General features: G+C 68.2%; 17 protein-coding genes. 10 read left to right on the top strand and 7 right to left on the bottom strand.

The window, feature by feature from the left end:
• The first annotated feature begins 38 nt into the window (after positions 1–38).
• The 8 genes from AB0F51_RS25815 (at position 39) to AB0F51_RS25780 (ending at position 9,899) form a co-directional block, all read left to right on the top strand.
• Positions 39–1,406, top strand: coding sequence for a glutamine synthetase family protein (locus tag AB0F51_RS25815; protein WP_360284153.1), 1,368 nt, complete (start codon positions 39–41; stop codon positions 1,404–1,406).
• Complete coding sequence (locus AB0F51_RS25810) at positions 1,387–2,130, top strand: gamma-glutamyl-gamma-aminobutyrate hydrolase family protein (RefSeq protein WP_360284152.1); 744 nt, start codon at positions 1,387–1,389, stop codon at positions 2,128–2,130. Before AB0F51_RS25815 ends, AB0F51_RS25810 begins: the two co-directional genes overlap by 20 nt.
• On the top strand, positions 2,127–3,488 hold the full coding sequence (locus AB0F51_RS25805) for an aldehyde dehydrogenase family protein (RefSeq protein WP_360284151.1): 1,362 nt from the start codon (positions 2,127–2,129) through the stop codon (positions 3,486–3,488). The genes AB0F51_RS25810 and AB0F51_RS25805 overlap by 4 nt, the downstream gene beginning before the upstream one ends.
• Positions 3,489–4,265, top strand: coding sequence for a 3-oxoacyl-ACP reductase (locus AB0F51_RS25800; RefSeq protein WP_360284150.1), 777 nt, complete (start codon positions 3,489–3,491; stop codon positions 4,263–4,265).
• Positions 4,266–4,301: 36 nt separating this feature from the next.
• Positions 4,302–5,018 (top strand): FCD domain-containing protein, encoded by a 717-nt coding sequence (locus tag AB0F51_RS25795; RefSeq protein WP_360284149.1) that lies wholly within the window; start codon positions 4,302–4,304, stop codon positions 5,016–5,018.
• A 73-nt stretch (positions 5,019–5,091) separates the two neighbouring features.
• Positions 5,092–6,645, top strand: a complete 1,554-nt coding sequence (locus AB0F51_RS25790) for an amino acid permease (protein WP_360284148.1) — start codon at positions 5,092–5,094, stop codon at positions 6,643–6,645.
• Between the two features lie 256 nt (positions 6,646–6,901).
• On the top strand, positions 6,902–9,655 hold the full coding sequence (locus tag AB0F51_RS25785; RefSeq protein WP_360284147.1) for an AAA family ATPase: 2,754 nt from the start codon (positions 6,902–6,904) through the stop codon (positions 9,653–9,655).
• Between the two features lie 22 nt (positions 9,656–9,677).
• Entirely contained in the window at positions 9,678–9,899 is a 222-nt protein-coding gene (locus tag AB0F51_RS25780; RefSeq protein WP_360284146.1) for a hypothetical protein, read from the top strand.
• Here AB0F51_RS25780 and AB0F51_RS25775 read toward each other — a convergent pair.
• On the bottom strand, positions 9,871–10,665 hold the full coding sequence (locus AB0F51_RS25775) for an AraC family transcriptional regulator (protein WP_360284145.1): 795 nt from the start codon (positions 10,663–10,665) through the stop codon (positions 9,871–9,873). The two genes, AB0F51_RS25780 and AB0F51_RS25775, sit on opposite strands and share 29 nt — an antisense overlap.
• 46 nt (positions 10,666–10,711) lie before the next feature.
• On the opposite strand from AB0F51_RS25775, the gene AB0F51_RS25770 reads away from it, so the two are divergent.
• Both AB0F51_RS25770 and AB0F51_RS25765 read left to right on the top strand, forming a co-directional pair.
• Positions 10,712–11,542, top strand: coding sequence for a M55 family metallopeptidase (locus AB0F51_RS25770; RefSeq protein ID WP_360284144.1), 831 nt, complete (start codon positions 10,712–10,714; stop codon positions 11,540–11,542).
• A 54-nt stretch (positions 11,543–11,596) separates the two neighbouring features.
• A complete protein-coding gene (locus AB0F51_RS25765; protein ID WP_360284143.1) occupies positions 11,597–12,028 on the top strand; it encodes a DUF2000 domain-containing protein in 432 nt (143 codons plus the stop codon).
• Here AB0F51_RS25765 and AB0F51_RS25760 read toward each other — a convergent pair.
• The 6 genes from AB0F51_RS25760 to sdhC all read right to left on the bottom strand — a co-directional run bounded on the left by AB0F51_RS25760 (position 12,025) and on the right by sdhC (position 17,470).
• Positions 12,025–13,206, bottom strand: a complete 1,182-nt coding sequence (locus AB0F51_RS25760; protein WP_360284142.1) for a hypothetical protein — start codon at positions 13,204–13,206, stop codon at positions 12,025–12,027. The genes AB0F51_RS25765 and AB0F51_RS25760 overlap by 4 nt on opposite strands.
• Complete coding sequence (locus AB0F51_RS25755; protein WP_360284141.1) at positions 13,199–13,708, bottom strand: RNA polymerase sigma factor; 510 nt, start codon at positions 13,706–13,708, stop codon at positions 13,199–13,201. Before AB0F51_RS25755 ends, AB0F51_RS25760 begins: the two co-directional genes overlap by 8 nt.
• A 461-nt stretch (positions 13,709–14,169) precedes the next feature.
• Positions 14,170–14,874: a succinate dehydrogenase iron-sulfur subunit gene (locus AB0F51_RS25750; protein WP_360284140.1), complete on the bottom strand. Its 705-nt coding sequence runs from the start codon at positions 14,872–14,874 to the stop codon at positions 14,170–14,172.
• Positions 14,874–16,616 carry a succinate dehydrogenase flavoprotein subunit gene (gene sdhA, locus AB0F51_RS25745; protein WP_360284139.1) on the bottom strand — a complete coding sequence of 581 codons (1,743 nt, stop codon included), beginning with the start codon at positions 16,614–16,616 and terminating at the stop codon, positions 14,874–14,876. The genes AB0F51_RS25750 and sdhA overlap by 1 nt, the downstream gene beginning before the upstream one ends.
• Before the next feature lie 13 nt (positions 16,617–16,629).
• Entirely contained in the window at positions 16,630–17,091 is a 462-nt protein-coding gene (locus AB0F51_RS25740; protein ID WP_360284138.1) for a succinate dehydrogenase hydrophobic membrane anchor subunit, read from the bottom strand.
• 1 nt (position 17,092) lies between these two features.
• Positions 17,093–17,470 (bottom strand): succinate dehydrogenase, cytochrome b556 subunit, encoded by a 378-nt coding sequence (gene sdhC / locus AB0F51_RS25735; RefSeq protein ID WP_360284137.1) that lies wholly within the window; start codon positions 17,468–17,470, stop codon positions 17,093–17,095.
• Positions 17,471–17,792: the final 322 nt, after the last annotated feature.

The following is a 17,792-nucleotide window of genomic DNA, read 5'->3' as shown; positions in this document are numbered from 1 at the left end:
GCGTCAATGGACTGGTCGTAGACCAATAGAATTGGGGAGTGACTGTGGCTGATGGCGGCAAGCTGAGTGTTGAGGGTCTGCGGGAGCTTGTCGCGGCCGGGCAGGTCGATACCGTGCTGGTGGCGATCACGGACATGCAGGGCCGGTTGCAGGGTAAGCGGTGTGGGGCCCGGTACTTCGTCGAGGAGGTGCTCGCGCACGGTACCGAGGGGTGCAACTACCTGCTCGCGGTCGACGTCGACATGAACACCGTCGACGGCTACGAGATGTCCTCCTGGGAGCGCGGCTACGGCGACCTGCTGATGGCCCCCGACCTCGACACGCTCCGCCTGCTGCCCTGGCTCGAAGGCACCGCGCTCGTGCTCTGTGACGTCCAGTGGCTCGACGGCAGCCCGATGCCCGTCTCGCCGCGGCAGGTGCTCAAGCGCCAGCTCGACCGACTCGCCGAGCTCGGGCTGAAGGCGTATGTCGGGACCGAGCTCGAGTTCATCGTCTTCAACGACACCTTCGAGTCCGCCTGGACCAAGACCTACAAAGACCTCGAGCCGGCCAACCAGTACAACGTCGACTACTCACTCCTCGGCACCGCCCGCATCGAGCCCCTGCTGCGTGACATCCGCAACTCGATGGAGGGCGCCGGCCTGTACGTCGAGTCCGCCAAGGGCGAGTGCAACCTCGGCCAGCACGAGATCGCCTTCCGGTACGACGAGGCGCTGGCCACCTGCGACAACCATTCGATCTACAAGACCGGCGCCAAGGAGATTGCGGCCAAGCACGGCAAGAGCCTGACCTTCATGGCCAAGTACGACGAACGCGAGGGCAACTCGTGCCACATCCACCTGAGCTTTCGCGGTACCGACGGTACTGCGGTCCTGGCCGGTGACGGTGAGCACGGCTTCTCTGAATTGATGGAGCGGTTCATCGCCGGCCAGCTCGCCTGCTTGCCCGAGTTCACCTATCTGCTGGCGCCGAACATCAACTCCTACAAGCGTTTCGTACCGGGCAGCTTCGCACCGACCGCCGTCGCCTGGGGGCTCGACAACCGCACCTGCTCGCTGCGAGTCGTCGGTCACGGCGAATCCCTCCGCGTCGAGAACCGCCTGCCCGGCGGAGACGTCAACCCCTACCTAGCTGTTGCCGCACTCATCGCATCCGGTCTCCATGGCATCGAGAACCAGTTGGAGATGGAGCCGATGCTGCAAGGCAACGCCTACACCTCCGACAAGCCGCACGTCCCGACCACCCTTCGCGAGGCGGCGGCCCTGTTCGGCGGTTCGAAGATCGCCCGGGAAGCCTTCGGCGACGACGTCGTCGAGCACTACGTCAACGCGGCCCGCGTCGAGCTGGACGCCTACGACGCGGCGGTGACCGACTGGGAGCGGATCCGTGGCTTCGAGCGCCTCTAAGGGCCAGCAGGCGAATCGCCGGCCCCGGATCGGCATCACCACCTACCTCGAGCCAACGAGCTGGGGAGTCTGGCAGCGCGAAGCCGCCATCCTCCCGCGCGTCTACCTCGACGCGGTGGTTGCGGCCGGCGGCGTACCGCTGCTCCTCCCACCCGTCGGCACCGACCCCACAGTCCTGGACCTTCTCGACGGCCTGATCATCGCCGGCGGCTGTGACGTCGACCCCACCTCGTACGACGCCGCGCCGCATCCCGAGACGGTCGGCACCCAGCCGCGTCGCGACGAGCACGAGGCCATCCTGATCAAGGCGGCTCTCGACACGGATCTCCCGTTGCTGGCGATCTGCCGCGGCCTCCAGATGCTGAACGTCACCCTCGGCGGCACCCTGCACCAGCACCTGCCGGACTCGGTTGCCCACGACGACCATCGGCCCAGCCCCGCCGTTTTCGGCCGGACCGAGGTGAAGGTCGAGCCGGACACCCTCACCGGCCGACTGTTCGGTGAGCGGACCAGCGTGCACTGCTACCACCACCAAGCGCTCGACAAAGTCGCCGACAGCCTGCGCGTGACCGCACGGGCCGGCGATGGCACCGTCGAGGCCGCCGAGGTCGAGGGCAAGCAGTTCGCCCTCGGCGTGCAGTGGCATCCCGAGGAGAATTCGGAAGACCTGCGGCTGTTCGCCGCACTCGTTGCTGAAGGCAAGAAGAGGAGTCCGCGCCGGTGACGTACGACGTGATCAACCCCGCGACCGAGAAGGTTGTCCGCGGCATCGAACTGGCCTCGGTCGAGGAGACCGACGCCGCGATCGCCCGGGCTGCCGACGCGTTCACCACCTGGCGCTCCCTCGCACCTGCAGACCGCGGGCGACTGCTTCGGCGCTTCGCCGACAAGGTGGACGCGGATCTCGAAAACCTCGCCCAGCTGGAGGTCGAGAACGCCGGCCACACGATCAGCAACGCGCGCTGGGAAGCCGGCAACGTCCGGGACGTCCTCAACTACTACTCCGCGGCGCCGGAGCGGTTGTTCGGCCGCCAAATTCCCGTTGCCGGAGGCATCGATCTGACCTTCAAGGAACCACTTGGCGTGGTCGGCGTGATCGTGCCGTGGAACTTCCCGATGCCGATCGCCGGCTGGGGATTCGCGCCGGCCCTGGCCGCGGGCAACACCGTCGTCCTCAAACCGGCCGAGCTGACCCCGTTGACGGCGATCCGCCTTGGCGAACTGGCGCTGGAGGCCGGGATCCCACCGGGCGTGCTGGAGATCGTCCCAGGCGCCGGGACCGTGGTCGGGCAGCGGTTCGTGACGCACCCCGCAGTACGGAAGGTTGTTTTCACCGGGTCGACGGCAGTCGGCCAGCAGATCATGGCCGGTTGCGCGGACCAGGTGAAGCGGGTGACGCTCGAGCTCGGCGGCAAGTCGGCGAACATCGTCTTCGCCGACTCCGACCTGGCCAAGGCGGCCGCGCAGGCGCCGTACGGGGTGTTCGACAACGCCGGGCAGGACTGTTGTGCGCGGTCGCGGATCCTGGTCGAACGGTCGGCGTACGACCGATTCATGGAGCTGTTCGAGCGGGCCGTGCAGGGCGTGAAGGTCGGCGATCCCGCCGATCCCGCGACCGAGATGGGGCCGCTGATCTCCGCGAAGCAGCTGGAACGCGTCGCGAGCTACGTGCCGGACGGCGCGCCGGTCGCGTTCCGGGGGAGTGCGCCGAGCGGACCCGGGTACTGGTTCCCGCCGACGGTGCTCGCGCCGGTCTCACCCGACGACCGGGCGGCACGCGAGGAGATCTTCGGGCCGGTCGTCACGGTGATCCCGTTCGAGGACGAGGCCGACGCGGTGCGGATCGCCAACGACTCGCAGTACGGGCTGTCCGGCTCGATCTGGACCCGGGACGTCGGCCGGGCGCTGCGCGTGGGACGCGGTGTCGAGGCGGGCAACCTGTCGATCAACTCGCACTCGTCGGTGCGCTACTCGACGCCGTTCGGCGGCTACAAGCAGTCCGGGCTCGGCCGCGAGCTCGGACCGGACGCGCTGGACGCGTTCACCGAGACCAAGAACATCTACATCTCCACGGAGGACTGAATGGACGTCAAGGCAACCCGTCTGGAAGGCCGGGTCGCGGTTGTCACCGGCGGCGCGAGCGGGATCGGCCTCGCCTCCGTACGGCGGCTCGCGGCCGAGGGCGCGAAGGTGGTGGTCGGCGACGTCGACCCGGCGGCCGGCAAGGCAACCGCCGACGAGGTGGGCGGGCTGTTCGTGCAGACCGACGTGACCAGCGACGCGGATGTCGAGAACCTGTTCAAGCAGGCCTACGACACGTTCGGCAGCGTCGACATCGCCTTCAACAACGCGGGCATCTCGCCGCCGGAGGACGGCTCGATCCTGGAGACCGGCCTGGAGGCGTGGCGCAAGGTGCAGGAGGTCAACCTGACCTCTGTGTACCTGTGCTGCAAGCACGTCATCCCGTACATGCAACGCCAGGGCAAGGGCTCCATCATCAACACGGCCTCGTTCGTCGCCGTGATGGGCGCCGCCACCTCGCAGATCTCGTACTCCGCCTCGAAGGGCGGCGTACTCGCGATGAGCCGGGAACTCGGCGTCGAGTTCGCCCGCGAAGGCATCCGGGTCAACGCACTGTGCCCCGGCCCGGTCAACACGCCGCTGCTCAAGGAGCTCTTCGCCAAGGACCAGGAGCGCGCCAACCGCCGGCTGGTGCACGTGCCGATGGGCCGGTTCGGTGAGCCCGAGGAGATCGCGGCCGCCGTCGCCTTCCTGGCCAGCGACGATTCGTCCTTCATCACCGCCAACACGTTCCTCGTCGACGGAGGCATCTCGGGCGCGTACGTCACCCCGCTCTAACCTGGTGCCACACGACGGGGAAAGAAGGTGGCAGGGGTGGCAACTGCGGACGAGGCGGTGTTCCGGCCGGTACGGGCCGGCAACCCGTTCGAGGAGACGGTCGAACGGTTGCTGCAGGCAATCAAACTCGGCGTGGTCGGGCCGGGTGAGCGGCTGCCCGCCGAACGCGATCTCGCCGCCCGGCTGAACGTCAGCCGGGTCACCCTGCGCGAGGCGATCAAGGCGCTGACGGACGCCGGGTACGTCGAGTCCCGCCGCGGCCGGTACGGCGGGACGTTCGTCAACGAGCACTTGCCCAAGCCCCGCCGGGTGAGCGCCAAACAGCTCACCCGCGAACTCGGCGCCGGGGTCGACGACGCCCTCGTACTCCGGTCCGCGCTGGAGACAGGTGCGGCCGAGGCTGCGGCGTCCCGCGAGCTGACCGACGCCGAGGCCGAGCACCTTCGACGCTGCCTGGCCGAGACGTCGTCGGCCAAGCTGGCCGACTATCGCCGGATGGATTCCCGCCTGCACCTGGCCATCGCCGAGGTGAGTGGCTCGCCCTCGCTGACGTCGGCCACGGCCGACGTACGGATGCGGCTGAACGAGTTGCTCGACGCGATTCCCTTGCTGGCGGTCAATCTGGAGCACTCCAACGACCAGCACGAGGCGATCGTGGCCGCGATTCTGGCCGGTGATCCGGCCGCGGCGCGGCAGGCGATGCAGGAGCATCTGTCCGGCACCGCGGCCCTGCTCCGGGGCTTCCTGACCTGATTCCTTGACAGTGGGTGTGGCGCGTGTCTCAATGGTCCGCAAAGGTCTATCTGAAGACCATTGGGAGGCCCTCGTGAGCAACGACCAGACCAGCGAACAGGACGCGGCCACGCCCACCGCGGCCCGGACCGATGACGAGAAAAGACTGCACCAGCTGGGCTACGCGCAGGAGTTGTCCAGAACGATGTCGGGGTTCTCGAACTTCGCCGTCTCCTTCACGATCATCTCGATCCTGTCCGGCTGCCTGACCCTGTACGGCTTCGGGATGAACACCGGTGGCCCGGTGATGATCATCTGGGGCTGGCCGATCGTCGGCCTGATGACGTTGCTGGTCGGACTGGCGATGGCCGAGGTCTGCTCGAGCTACCCGACCGCAGGCGGCCTGTACTACTGGTCGGCCAAGCTGGCGCCCTCGAACGGTGCCGCCTGGGCCTGGTTCACCGGCTGGTTCAACTTCCTCGGTCAGGTCGCCGTCACCGCGGGCATCGACTTCGGGGCCGCGTTCTTCCTGAACGCGCTGCTGGACCTGCAGTTCGGTTTCAGCGCGACGCCGGGGCACACCATCTTGCTGTTCGGCATCATCCTGCTGGTCCACGCGCTGCTGAACTCGCTCGGCGTGAAGCTGGTCGCCCGGCTCAACGACATCAGCGTCTGGTGGCACATCGTCGGCGTCGTCTTCATCGTCGCGATCCTGGCCTTCGTGCCCGACCACCATCAGTCGGCCGACTTCGTCTTCACCGAGTTCGTCAACAACACCGGCTGGGGCTCGACCTTCTACGTCGCGCTGCTCGGCCTGCTGCTCGCGCAGTACACCTTCACCGGGTACGACGCGTCCGCGCACATGACCGAGGAGACCCACGACGCGGCCCGGTCGGGTCCGCGCGGCATCGTGATGTCGATCCTGGTCTCGCTGGTGGCCGGCTGGGTGCTGCTGATCGGCCTGACCTTCGCGATCCAGAGCTACGAGGGCGCGCTCGGCAGTGAGACCGGCGTACCGCCCGCGCAGATCTTCATCGACGCGGTCGGCGTCTCACTCGGCAAGGTGCTGCTGCTGGTCGTGGTCGGCGCCCAGTTGTTCTGCGGGATGTCGTCGATGACGGCCAACTCGCGGATGATCTACGCGTTCTCCCGGGACGGCGCGCTGCCGGCGTCGGGGTTCTGGCACAAGATCAACCCGAAGACCCGGACGCCCACCAACGCGATCTGGCTGGCCGGGGCCGGCGCCTTCCTGCTCGGCCTGCCGTACCTGTGGAACGCGACGGCGTACGCCGCGGTCACCTCGATCGCGGTGATCGGGCTCTACATCGCCTATGTAATGCCGACCTTCCTGCGGCTGCTGCAGGGTGACCGGTTCCAGCCCGGACCGTGGCATCTGGGCCGCTGGAGCCGGCCGATCGGTGTGATTGCGGTCACGTGGGTCGTCTTCATCACCGTGCTGTTCATGCTGCCGCAGGTCAGCCCGGTCGGGCCGAAGACCTTCAACTACACCCCGATCGCGGTCCTGGTCGTGCTCGGTTTCGCCGGGGTGTGGTGGCTGGTCTCGGCCCGGCACTGGTTCACCGGCCCCAAGGTGCAGGGCTCCGAGGAGGAACTGGCCGCCATCGAGCGCGACCTCGACTCGATCTGAGCCAGCCTGTCACGCTGACCCGGCTTCCGGTGGAAGCCGGGTCAGCGCTGTGCCGGGGCACTGGTGTGCCACCGTCTCGTTTCGGCGAGTTTTGACTGAACCGCCGCGAAAATGCGCAATCGTGGTCCAACTGCACGTTTCAGCAACTGGATGACGAGGTAGTGGCCTGGCGATCTCCATATGTGACACTCGCCGTGTCCATTGGCACTCGACTGTGATGTCGGCGAATGTAATCCTTCGGGGAGAATGTGGATCGATGACTGACGACGAGCTGGTCGGGCGCGCCGGACTGGTCGAGCGTGCCAAGAAGCAGCTCGCGACCAGCGGCAGCGTGCTGCTCTATGGCCCGACCGGGATCGGCAAGTCCGCCACCGGCCGGGCACTGGTTGCTGACCGCGCCAAGGCCGGCTGCCGGGTGCTGAGCGCCGCGCCCTCCCAGAGCGAGGCCGGCCTGCCGTACGTCACGCTCCTCGACCTGCTCTCCAACCAGCTGGAGCTGGCCTGGCAGGTGCTGCCCGACCACCTCCGCCAGCCGCTCGAGGTGGCCTTGCTCAAGGCAAGTGCCCCTGACACCGTTCGCGACGAGCTGGCCGTGCGACTCGCAGTACTGCACGTACTGCGCCGGCTGGCGACCGCGGGCCCGGTGCTACTGGTTGTGGACGACATCCAGTGGGTGGACCCGTCCAGCCTCGAAGTACTGACCTTCTGCGCCCGGCGGCTGACCGATGGCGTCCAGATGCTTGCCACGGAGCAGGTGGCCGACGGCGACCTGCCGGTGATGGCCGAGGCGTGCCCGGAGCCTGTGCTGCAGCTGGAGGTCCCGCCGCTCACCGAGCCCGACGTACTGGCTTTGCTTCGCAACAGACTCTCCAGCCCACTCCCAGTCCGTACTGCGCGCCGCATCTTCACCGCGAGCGCCGGTAACCCGTTCATGGCGCTGGAGCTTGGCCGGGCCATCCTGCGTCACCCGCAGGGCGTCTCGCCGAATGACCCGCTTCCCGTGTCCAGCCGTCTCAAGACGCTGCTGGGAGACCGGCTCGCCGACCTGACCCCGGCGACGTACGAGCTGCTGCTGCACGCTGCCTCCTCGCCGCGTCCGACGACCAACCAGCTCGCCCAGTCGCTCAAGCGTCCCGTCGACGCTGAGCTGGCCGAGGCCGAGGCGCTCGGGATCGTCGACGTGTCCTCGGAACGGCTGCGGTTCTCCCACCCGCTGCTCAGAGAGTTCGTGTACGCCGAAGCGACGTCTGCGGCGCGGCGGCAGGCGCACGCCCAGCTGGCCGCGGTGGTGGACGAGCCGGTCGAGAACGCGACGCACCGGGCGCTGGCGACGCAGGAGGCCGACACCGAGCTGGCCGCGACGATCGAGGCCGCTGCTGTCGTTGCAGGCGGCCGTGGTGCACTCGGAGCCGCCGCGACGCTCTGGCGACTCGCTGCAGAACGCACACCGGTCCGTGAGCAGGATGACCGAGCCCGACGACTCTCCAGCGCAGCAGACGCGGCAGCTGCGGCAGGCCATCTGGTGGAGTCCGCCGAGATGGCGCGGCTCGCAGTACAGGCTGCTACTCGGCCAGAGACGAAGGTGGCGGCCCTGCTGCTCCTGGTGGATGCGGCATGGCCCGAGCGGGAGCACCGGATCGCGCTCCTCGCCGAGGCCTTCGAGGCGGCGGCTGGTGATCCACAACTGGAGGCACGGGTCCGGATCCTGCGCAGCAACAGCGCGTACTTCGACCGTCGGCTCGACGATGCCCAGACTGACGCGCAGGAGGCCGAGCGGCTCGCCCGTCAGTGTGGTGACGTCGAGGCGCTGGTCGACGCTCTGAGCGCGTTGAGCACCGTGCAGATCGCCCGGGGCGGCGAGCAGACCTCCGACGATCTGCTGGAGCAGGCCGCCGAGCTGGCCCGCGGTCTGCCGCTCACCAAGGCTGTGGTTGGCGCCCGGCAGATGGCGGCGATGCGTGAGCTGTTCCGCGGCCGGACGGGCGAGGCGATCGAGCAGATCAGCGCGCTGGTCGAGGAGGTACGGGCTGGCGGCGCGGTCCGCTGGCTGGCGTCGGTCCTGGTGTCCGCGACGGCCATCTACGAGCGCAGCGGCCGCGGTGCCGACGCGCTGGCCGCAGGTCACGAGTGCTACCAGCTCATGCAGGACCTGGGCGACGAGCCCGAGGTAGGCCTGGTCGTCGCCTGCCGCGCCGAGTGGGCCGGCGGCACGGCCCCTATGGCGCGTGAGCTGGCTGAGGCGGCGCTGGAAGGCTGCCGGCTGGTCGGCAACGAGGAGTGGACCGGCCCGGCGCTCACGGGCGTGGGCATTATCGGCGTACTGACCGGTGATCCGCAGCGGGCGGTGGAGGCGTTCGACGCGATCGCTGAGTCGGGCGAGGCCGCGATGCCTTACGACCCGGCCGTGATCCCCTGGCACGCGGACTACGCGGAGGCCCTGGTCGCTGCTGGGCGACTCGATGACGCGGCTGCGCTGATCGCGGAGATCCGGGAGCGGGCCGAGCGGCTCGACCGATCCGTCGTACTGGTCGGGCTGGCGCGTTCGGAGGCGCTGCTGATCGCCAAGCAGGGTGATCCGGCCGCGGCGCTGGAGCTGCTCGAGAAGACGATCAGCACGGCCGGCGACCACGTCTACCCGCTGGATCTGGCTCGCTGCGAGCTGACTCGGGGTCGGGTGGCCCGGCAGGCTCGCCGTCGATCGGTGGCGCGGACCGCGTTCCTGGATGCCATCGAGCAGTTCGAGGCGTACGGCGCTCCCGCCTGGCGCGAGGTGGCCGAGACGGAGCTGGCGCGTCTCGACGTACCGAGCCGGAGCCGGCTGCCGTCCGAGCTGACCGACAACGAGCTGCAGATCGTCGCGATGGTCCGCGACGGCTCCACCAACCGAGAGATCGCCGCGGCCCTCTACCTGAGCGTCAAGGCGGTCGAGTCGCAACTGACCAGGCTGTACCGCCGCTTCGGCGTCGCCAACCGGACCCAGCTCCTCCGCACCGTCGACCGAGGCAACTAGGCCGATCGGGGACACTGGTCGGGTGAAACTCGAACGCAAGCATGCTCTCGTCCTGCTCGGGATCGCCGTCTGGAACGTCGTCACCTACGTGACGTTCATCAAGAACCTGGCCGCCACCAACGGCCGCCCGACCGGGTACTACGTGGCGCACACCGTCCTGATCGTGGTGAACCTGGGCATCGCCGGCCTGCTCGGCAAGTGGGGCTACCGCGCGCTCAAGTCCGAGCGAACCGCGACGGACTGACCCCGAGCATCTTCCGGAAGTGCCGGTTGAGGTGCGACTGGTCATAGAACCCGGCCAGTACTGCGACCTCCGCCGCGGGGCGGCCTTCTAGCAGGTACCGCCTGGCCAGGTCGACCCGTCGCCCGGTCAGGTAGCGATGCGGCGGCATCCCGTACTCCCGGCTGAACGCGCGCACCAGGTGCGCCGGATGCGCGTGCACGACCTTCGACGCCTCGTCGAGAGTGATCCCGGTCGGCAACTGCTCGTCGAGGAGCTCCCGCAGCTTCGCGGCCACTCCGGGGTCGCGGCGATCCGGCGGGGAGACGACCTGCTTGCGCAGGTGTTGCTGCAGACGCTCCTCGATCAACGTGAGCCGGCTCTGCGCCTCGAGGTCCTCCCGCCCATCGACCAGTACGCCGTGCAGCTGGTGCAGGCGGCGTCGTAGTACGGGATCGAGGTACTCCGGCTGGTCGACCGCGGCGCCGCTCAGCCCTTCGCCGCCCAGGCGGTCCGGCTCCAGGTAGAGCACGCGCTTGCGGAAGCCGCCGGGGTGCACCGAGCGGCCGTCGTGCGGGACGTTCGGCGGCAACAGCGAGACCTGCGCCTGGGACAGCCCGTGCTCGCGGTGGTCCAGGTCGTAGCGGACAGTGCCTTCGTCCACGATCAGCACGGTCCACGCGTCGTGCGTGTGGCTGGGGTAGGCGTGCGACGGGAAATGGGCGTGCAGGACCTCGACGACACCGTCGATCGCCGGCTTCCAGGCCTCGACCTGCGCCCCACTGCTCACACGTCAGAACATACCCTCGGGTGATGAACTGCGAAGGGGAGACGGCGTGAAGGTGTACATCAGCGCGGACATGGAAGGCATCACCGGGCTCGTCGACGCCGAGGATGTGCAGCCGGGTGGGCGCGACTACGAGCGTGGCCGGGTGATGATGACCGAAGACGTCAACGCGGCTGTCCGCGGGGCCTTCGCGGGCGGGGCGTCGGTCGTGCTGGTCAACGACTCCCACGGCCCGATGCGGAACCTGCTGCCCGACCTGCTCGACCCGCGCGTGACGCTGATCAAGGGCCGGCCCAAACCGATGGGCATGATCGAGGGCCTGACCCCGGAGTACGACGCCGTGGTCTGCGTCGGCTTCCACGCCCGGGCGGGCGTCCTCGGCGTACTGAGTCACAGCTTCATGGGTCATGAGATCGAGGACATCTGGCTCGACGATCGCGTGGTCGGCGAGATCGGTCTCCTGCACGCCACCGCGGCCGCGTACGGCGTACCGGTGGCGCTGCTGACCGGCGACGACGCCGCCTGCGCCGAGATGACCGCCTGGGACCTCTCGGTGGCGACCGTCCCGGTCAAGTTCGCCAAGGACCGCTTCGCCGCCCAGCTGGTCCCGGTCGCCGAAGCGCGCGCCGCCATCGAGTCCGGAGTCGAGGCTGCCCTGCGGACTCCCCGGACAACGCCGACTGTCAGCCGGAGTGCCCACCGCCTGGCCGTCCGCTGGCAAAACGCCTCCGTCGCCTCTCATCTCCCCGCCATCCCCGGCATCACCCGCACCGACGACCGCACCATCACCCTCGAAGCCCCCATGCCCGACCTGTACCGCCTCTTCAACCTCTTCCTCCGAGTAGCCACAGCCATAACCTCCAACCCGCCGTACTGCTGATCTTGCAAAGAACGTACAAGCCGGGGCGGCGGTTCGGCGGGCAGATTTGAGGCTGTGGACAACGATGCTGAGCCGGTTCGGTTCGATACGAAGATTGCTGTGTTGCTGCGGGATGATCTGGCGAGTTGGCAGCGGTTGAATGTGACGGCGTTCTTGGTGAGTGGGATCGCGGCGACGCAGCCGGAGGTGGTGGGCGAGCCGTACGAGGACGCCGACGGGACGCAGTACCTGCCGATGTTTCGTCAGCCGGTGCTGGTGTTCGAGGGGGCGAAGGAGTTCATGACCGTCGCCCACCAGCGCGCCCTCGGCCGCGGGATCGTGCACTCGATCTTCACCCAGGATTTGTTTGCTACTGGCAACGATCGTGACAACCGCGCCGCGGTGAGAGCAGTCCAGCAGAGCCAGCTCGACCTGGTCGGGCTGGCTCTGCACGGACCGAAGAACGCGGTCGACAAGATCCTCAAAGGCTCCCGCATGCACCCCTAGCGAGGCTCGAAGTACTTCCAGGTGCGGCCGTGGTCGGTGCTGGTGAGAGCTTGGGTGTTCTTGCCGTCCACGGGATACCTGGACGCGTAGAGGAAGCCGCCGACGTTGTCCAGGTCATTCAGATCGACCGGTGGTGTATAGGTCGCCCCGGTCCCCAGCCGGAGGAGCTCGCGCTGTGGGCCGCGCTGGAGCAGCAGCCCCGTGCCGTCGTCGAACGCGACAGCCGACAGGTAAGTAGGGTCGCGGGTCGTGACGGTCTTCCAGTGCGCGCCGCGGTCGGTGGACAGCCGCACCGGCACGGGCTTGCCGTGCTCGGTGTACTTGGAGGCCGGGTAGTTCACCAGGGTCCGGCCGTTCGGGCTGACCGCCAGTTGGCCGGCCGTCCGGTCCGGGTCGAGGACGAGATTGTCCCAGGTCCTGCCGTTGTCATCGGTCCAGTAGATCTTGCCGATTCCGCTGCCCTTGGCGCCCCACAGCCACCAGCGGCCGGTGCTGTCGCGCTGCGGCTGCGTGGCGGTGTCGATGCCAGGGATCTTCACCTCGCGCAGCGTGCCGGTCTCCGGGTTCAGCGCCCGCAGGGTTCCGGACTCGATCAGCACCTCGCCGGCGGTGAACTCACTGGTCGGTGGGGCCCAGCGCAACGGTTTGTCGACCCGGCCCTGTTCCGTCAGGCGAACCATGAGGGTCTGGGCCCAGCTCGGATCGGTCCCCCTCATGCTCGTCGGCATCGCCAGCGCCAACACCTCGTCGCCCACCCGCAGCGGGTACCACGCGCTGCGGGCCGGAGTGGTCGTTCGTACCCCGTCGCGGCTCAGCACCGCGGCAGTGCTGTAGGTGTTGCCCGGTTGAGCGGCCGACCACACCGAGGCCCACCGGGTCGGCGTAGCGTAGGTGATGCCGATGTTGCCCGCCTTCTTGTTCCGCACCAGCTTCTCGCCCGACTGGTCGACCGGGACCGGCTTCGACGTGGTGGCCACGGGAGGCTTCTCGGTGCCGGTCACGTTGCCGAGGGGGAGGAGAGCGGCCGCCACCGCGGTCGTGACCGCCGCGACGACTCCCGCGCCGGTGAGGGTCTGCCGCCGGCGGCGACGGCGAAGGCCACGGCGTTCCAGTACGTCGAACGGCAGTGGCTGGACGCTTTCCTGAACTTCCCAGGACAGTTCCTTCAGTTCAGACATGGTTGACCTCCTCGGCGTCGTCGGCGAACTCGTGGACCAGCGGGGCCAGCCGCGCCCGGCCCCTGGCCAGACGGGCTTTGATGGTGCCTTCGGGGACTCCCAGCTGCGCTGCGATCTCGCGGATCGGCAGGTCGACGATGTGGTGCAGCGCGATCGCCTCGCGCTGTTCGTACGGCAGCTGCCGCAGCGCCTCTACCAGCGCCACCCTGTCGGCGGACATCCCGGTCGTGGTCGTCACCGGTGCCGGCTGGCGTGACAGCAACCCGTGGAAACGCGTCGCCCGGCGATAGCGGCTCCGCAGTACGTTCAACGCGACCGTCCGGAGCCAGGCCTCCTGGTTGTCCATCTGGGCGAACCGCCGCGGCTTCTCCACCGCCCGGACGAAAGCCTCCTGTACTGCGTCCTCGGCCTCGCTCGCGTTGCCGCAGATCGCGAACACCTGCCCGACCAGTCGCCGGTAACACCCCTCGTACAGCTCGCGCACCGTGTCCTCGTCAGCCATCACCACTCCCCAGGAGATCTTTTCCCAACAACTCCTGGGCGGGGCATCCGGTTGCATCCACATCGAGACAGGCCGCGGATGGCGGCTGAGTTGCTCGGCCGCCACGACAACGCCCTCGGGCAACAGCAGAGCCGGCCAACTCACCGCTGACCACGCTAACCACGCCCGGGTCCGCTCGCTCGGGTCCAGCCCGGAGGCGCAGAGGTTGCAGCTGGAGTGCCGCGCGAGGCTCGGGTTGGGTTCCGTCGGGTCTGCGCTGGCGACGGGGAAGCGCGTGTTGCGGGTGCCTGGGGTGCGACGGGGGTGGTGGGTGATGACTGGGTGGTGCGCTGTCAGGTAGTGCGCTGGCGACGGAGGAGCCTGCGTTGGCGGAGGATGGGCGGGTGGGAGCGGTCGCGGAGTGAGCGACGCAGGAGCGAGCGTTGCGGGCGCGTGGGGGATCACGCTCCCACCCGGCGTTCTCAGACGCGGCGGAAGATCAGGGCGCGTTTGACTTCTTGGATTGCCTTGGTGACCTCGATGCCGCGGGGGCAGGCGTCGGTGCAGTTGAAGGTGGTCCGGCAGCGCCAGACGCCTTCCTTGTCGTTCAGGATCTCCAGGCGCTGCTCGGTGCCCTCGTCGCGGCTGTCGAAGATGAAACGGTGCGCGCCGACGATCGCCTGCGGACCGAAGTACTGGCCGTCGGACCAGAAGACCGGGCAGGACGTCGTACAGGCGGCGCAGAGGATGCACTTGGTGGTGTCGTCGAAGCGCTCCCGGTCGGCCTGCGACTGGATCCGCTCCCGGCTCGGCTCGTGGCCGTCGGTGACCAGGAACGGCATGATCGCGCGGTAGGCGTCGAAGAACGGCTCCATGTCGACGACCAGGTCCTTGAGCACCGGCAGGCCCTTGATGGGCTCGACGGTGATCTCCTTCTCCGGGTTCAGGTCCTTGATCAGCGTCTTGCAGGCCAGCCGGTTGCGGCCGTTGATCCGCATCGCGTCCGAACCGCAGACGCCGTGCGCGCAGGACCGGCGGAACGTCAGCGTCCCGTCCTGCTCCCACTTGATCTTGTGCAGCGCGTCCAGCACCCGGTCGCCGGGCAGCAGGGTGACCGAGTAGGTCTTCCACTCGGACTCGTCCAGCACCTCGGGGTTGTACCGAAGGATCTTGACCTTGACGTCCATCAGTACTTCCGCTCCATCGGCTTGTAGCGAGTCTGTACGACCGGCTTGTAGTCCAGCCGGATGTTCACGTTGCCCTCGGCATCGATCGTCCGGTAGGCCATGGTGTGCCGCATGAAGTTCACGTCGTCGCGCTTGTCGTAGTCCTCGCGGAAGTGCCCACCGCGAGACTCCTTGCGCGCCAGCGCCGACACCACCAGTACCTCGGCCAGATCGATCAGGAAGCCCAGTTCGACGGCCTCCAGCAGGTCGGTGTTGAACCGCTTGCCCTTGTCCTGGACAGAGACGTTCGCGAACCGCACCTTGAGTGCCTCGATGTCGGACAGCGCCTGCTTGAGCGAGCCCTCGGTCCGGTACACCTGCGCGTTGATGTCCATCGTCGCCTGCAGATCGGTCCGGATCGCGGCCACCCGCTCCTCGCCGGTGGCGGTCCGCATGCCCTCGAGCAGGTCGACCACGAAGGTCTCCGGCGCGTCCGGGAGCTCCTCGAAGTCCGCGGTCTCGGCGTACTCCGCGGCCGCGATCCCGGCGCGCCGGCCGAACACGTTGATGTCCAGCAGCGAGTTCGTCCCGAGCCGGTTGGCGCCGTGGACGGAGACGCACGCGACCTCGCCCGCGGCGTACAGGCCGGGGATGACGTCGGTGTTGTTGGCCAGCGCCTCGCCCTTGATGTTGGTCGGGATGCCGCCCATCGCGTAGTGCGCGGTCGGGAACACCGGGATCTGCTCGGTGTACGGCTCGACGCCGAGATAGGTCCGGGCGAACTCGGTGATGTCCGGCAGCTTCGCGTCGATGTGCGCGGGCTCCAGGTGGGTCAGGTCGAGCATCACGTACGCGCCGTCCGGGCCACAGCCACGGCCTTCCCGTACTTCGTTCGCCATCGCCCGGGCCACCATGTCGCGCGGCGCGAGGTCCTTCACGGTCGGCGCGTACCGCTCCATGAAGCGCTCGTTGTCCTTGTTGCGCAGGATGCCGCCCTCACCGCGAGCGGCCTCCGACAGCAGTACGCCGAGGCCGGCCAGGCCGGTCGGGTGGAACTGGAAGAACTCCATGTCCTCCAGCGGCAGGCCCTTGCGCCAGACGATGCCCATCCCGTCGCCGGTCAGCGTGTGCGCGTTGGACGTCGTACGGAAGACCTTCCCGAACCCGCCGGAGGCGAACACGATCGACTTGGCGCTGAAGATGTGCAGCTCGCCGGTGGCCAGTTCGTAGGCGACCACACCGGTCGCCTTGCCGGCCACCATCAGCAGGTCGAGCACGTAGAACTCGTTGAAGAACTCGACGTTCTGCTTGATGCACTGCTGGTAGAGCGTCTGCAGGATCATGTGACCGGTACGGTCCGCGGCGAAGCAGGAGCGGCGTACGACGGCCTCGCCGTGGTTGCGGGTGTGGCCGCCGAAGAACCGCTGGTCGATCTTGCCCTCGGCGGTCCGGTTGAACGGCAGGCCCATCTTCTCCAGGTCGAGCACCGCGTCGACGGCCTCACGGCACATCACCTCGGCGGCGTCCTGGTCGACCAGGAAGTCACCGCCCTTGACGGTGTCGAAGGTGTGCCACTCCCAGTTGTCCTCCTCGACGTTGGCCAGCGCGGCGCACATGCCGCCCTGGGCCGCGCCGGTGTGCGACCGGGTCGGGTAGAGCTTGGTGAGCACCGCGGTCCGGGTCCGCTTGCTGGACTCCAGAGCGGCACGCATACCCGCTCCGCCCGCGCCGACGATGACTACGTCGTACTGGTGGCGCTGCATTTGAGAACTGTCCTTACTTGCAGACCGACAGCGTGCTGCTGGGGTCGAGGCAGGGGTCGAAGGTGAAGATGACCAGGGTGCCGAGCACGACGATCACGATCGAGGCGGTGATCAGCAGGCTCTTCAGCCAGAATCTGGTCTGGTCCTTCTCGGCGTAGTCGTTGATGATCGTGCGCATCCCGTTGGTGCCGTGCAGCATCGCCAGCCACAGCATCAGCAGGTCCCAGACCTGCCACAGCGGGTTGGCCCACTTGCCGGCCACGAAGGCGAAGTCCAGCGCGGTGATCCCGCCGCCGAGCATCAGGTTGACGAACAGGTGGCCGAGCACGAGCACGACCAGGGCGAGCCCGGACAGCCGCATGAACAGCCAGCTGTACAGCTCGAAGTTGGTCTGGCCGGACCGGTTGCGCCCGCCACCCTTGAGCGTGCGGGACCGGGTGGACGAGCGAGGCTGGGCGATCTCGGGGGTTGTCATGTCAGCCTCCGAAGACGTGGCTCAGGTGCCGGATCACGAACGGCACGAACAGGACGACCCAGATGACGCCGACGCCGATCATCAGCTTGCGCTGGTTGCGCGGGCCCTTGGCCCAGAAGTCGACCAGGATCAGCCGGATGCCGTTGAAGGCGTGGAACAGGATGGCCCCGACCAGGCCGACCTCCATCAGGCCGACGATCGGGTTCTTGTAGGTGCCGATCACCTCGTTGTACGCCTCGGGGGAGACCCGGACGAGCGCGGTGTCGAGCACGTGCACGAGGAGGAAGAAGAAGATCCCGACGCCGGTGATCCTGTGCGCCACCCACGACCACATGCCCTCGTGACCGCGGTACAGCGTGCCGACTGGCTTGCTGGGCAAACCGATCCTCCGATCGGACGACGGATCAGAGCCGGTGGACGCGGCGACTCCGGGGCGTCTGGTCAGCACGGTGTCGAGTTGATAGCAGAGGCCGCGATCGGCTCGGCCCGGAAGGGAACCAGACCGTTCTTGATGTTATCGCTGCCCCGCACCCGTTCTGCGCCGCTCTCATGTGAGATCGCTCTCGGCGAGGTCCGGCGGCGTGGCGGCGGTCACGTCAGCCTTGACTTCGACCGCTCTTGAAGTTGGAGCATCCCAATGGCCCGCCACGACCGGCGCGGATTGGACCCTGCGGCAGGGACCGGCCGGGGATTAGCGTGGG

Source organism: Kribbella sp. NPDC023855 (assembly GCF_040639475.1).
Classification (GTDB): domain Bacteria; phylum Actinomycetota; class Actinomycetes; order Propionibacteriales; family Kribbellaceae; genus Kribbella.
Note: the sequence above shows the minus strand (reverse complement) of the source record. Positions and strands in the feature narration are given on the sequence as shown.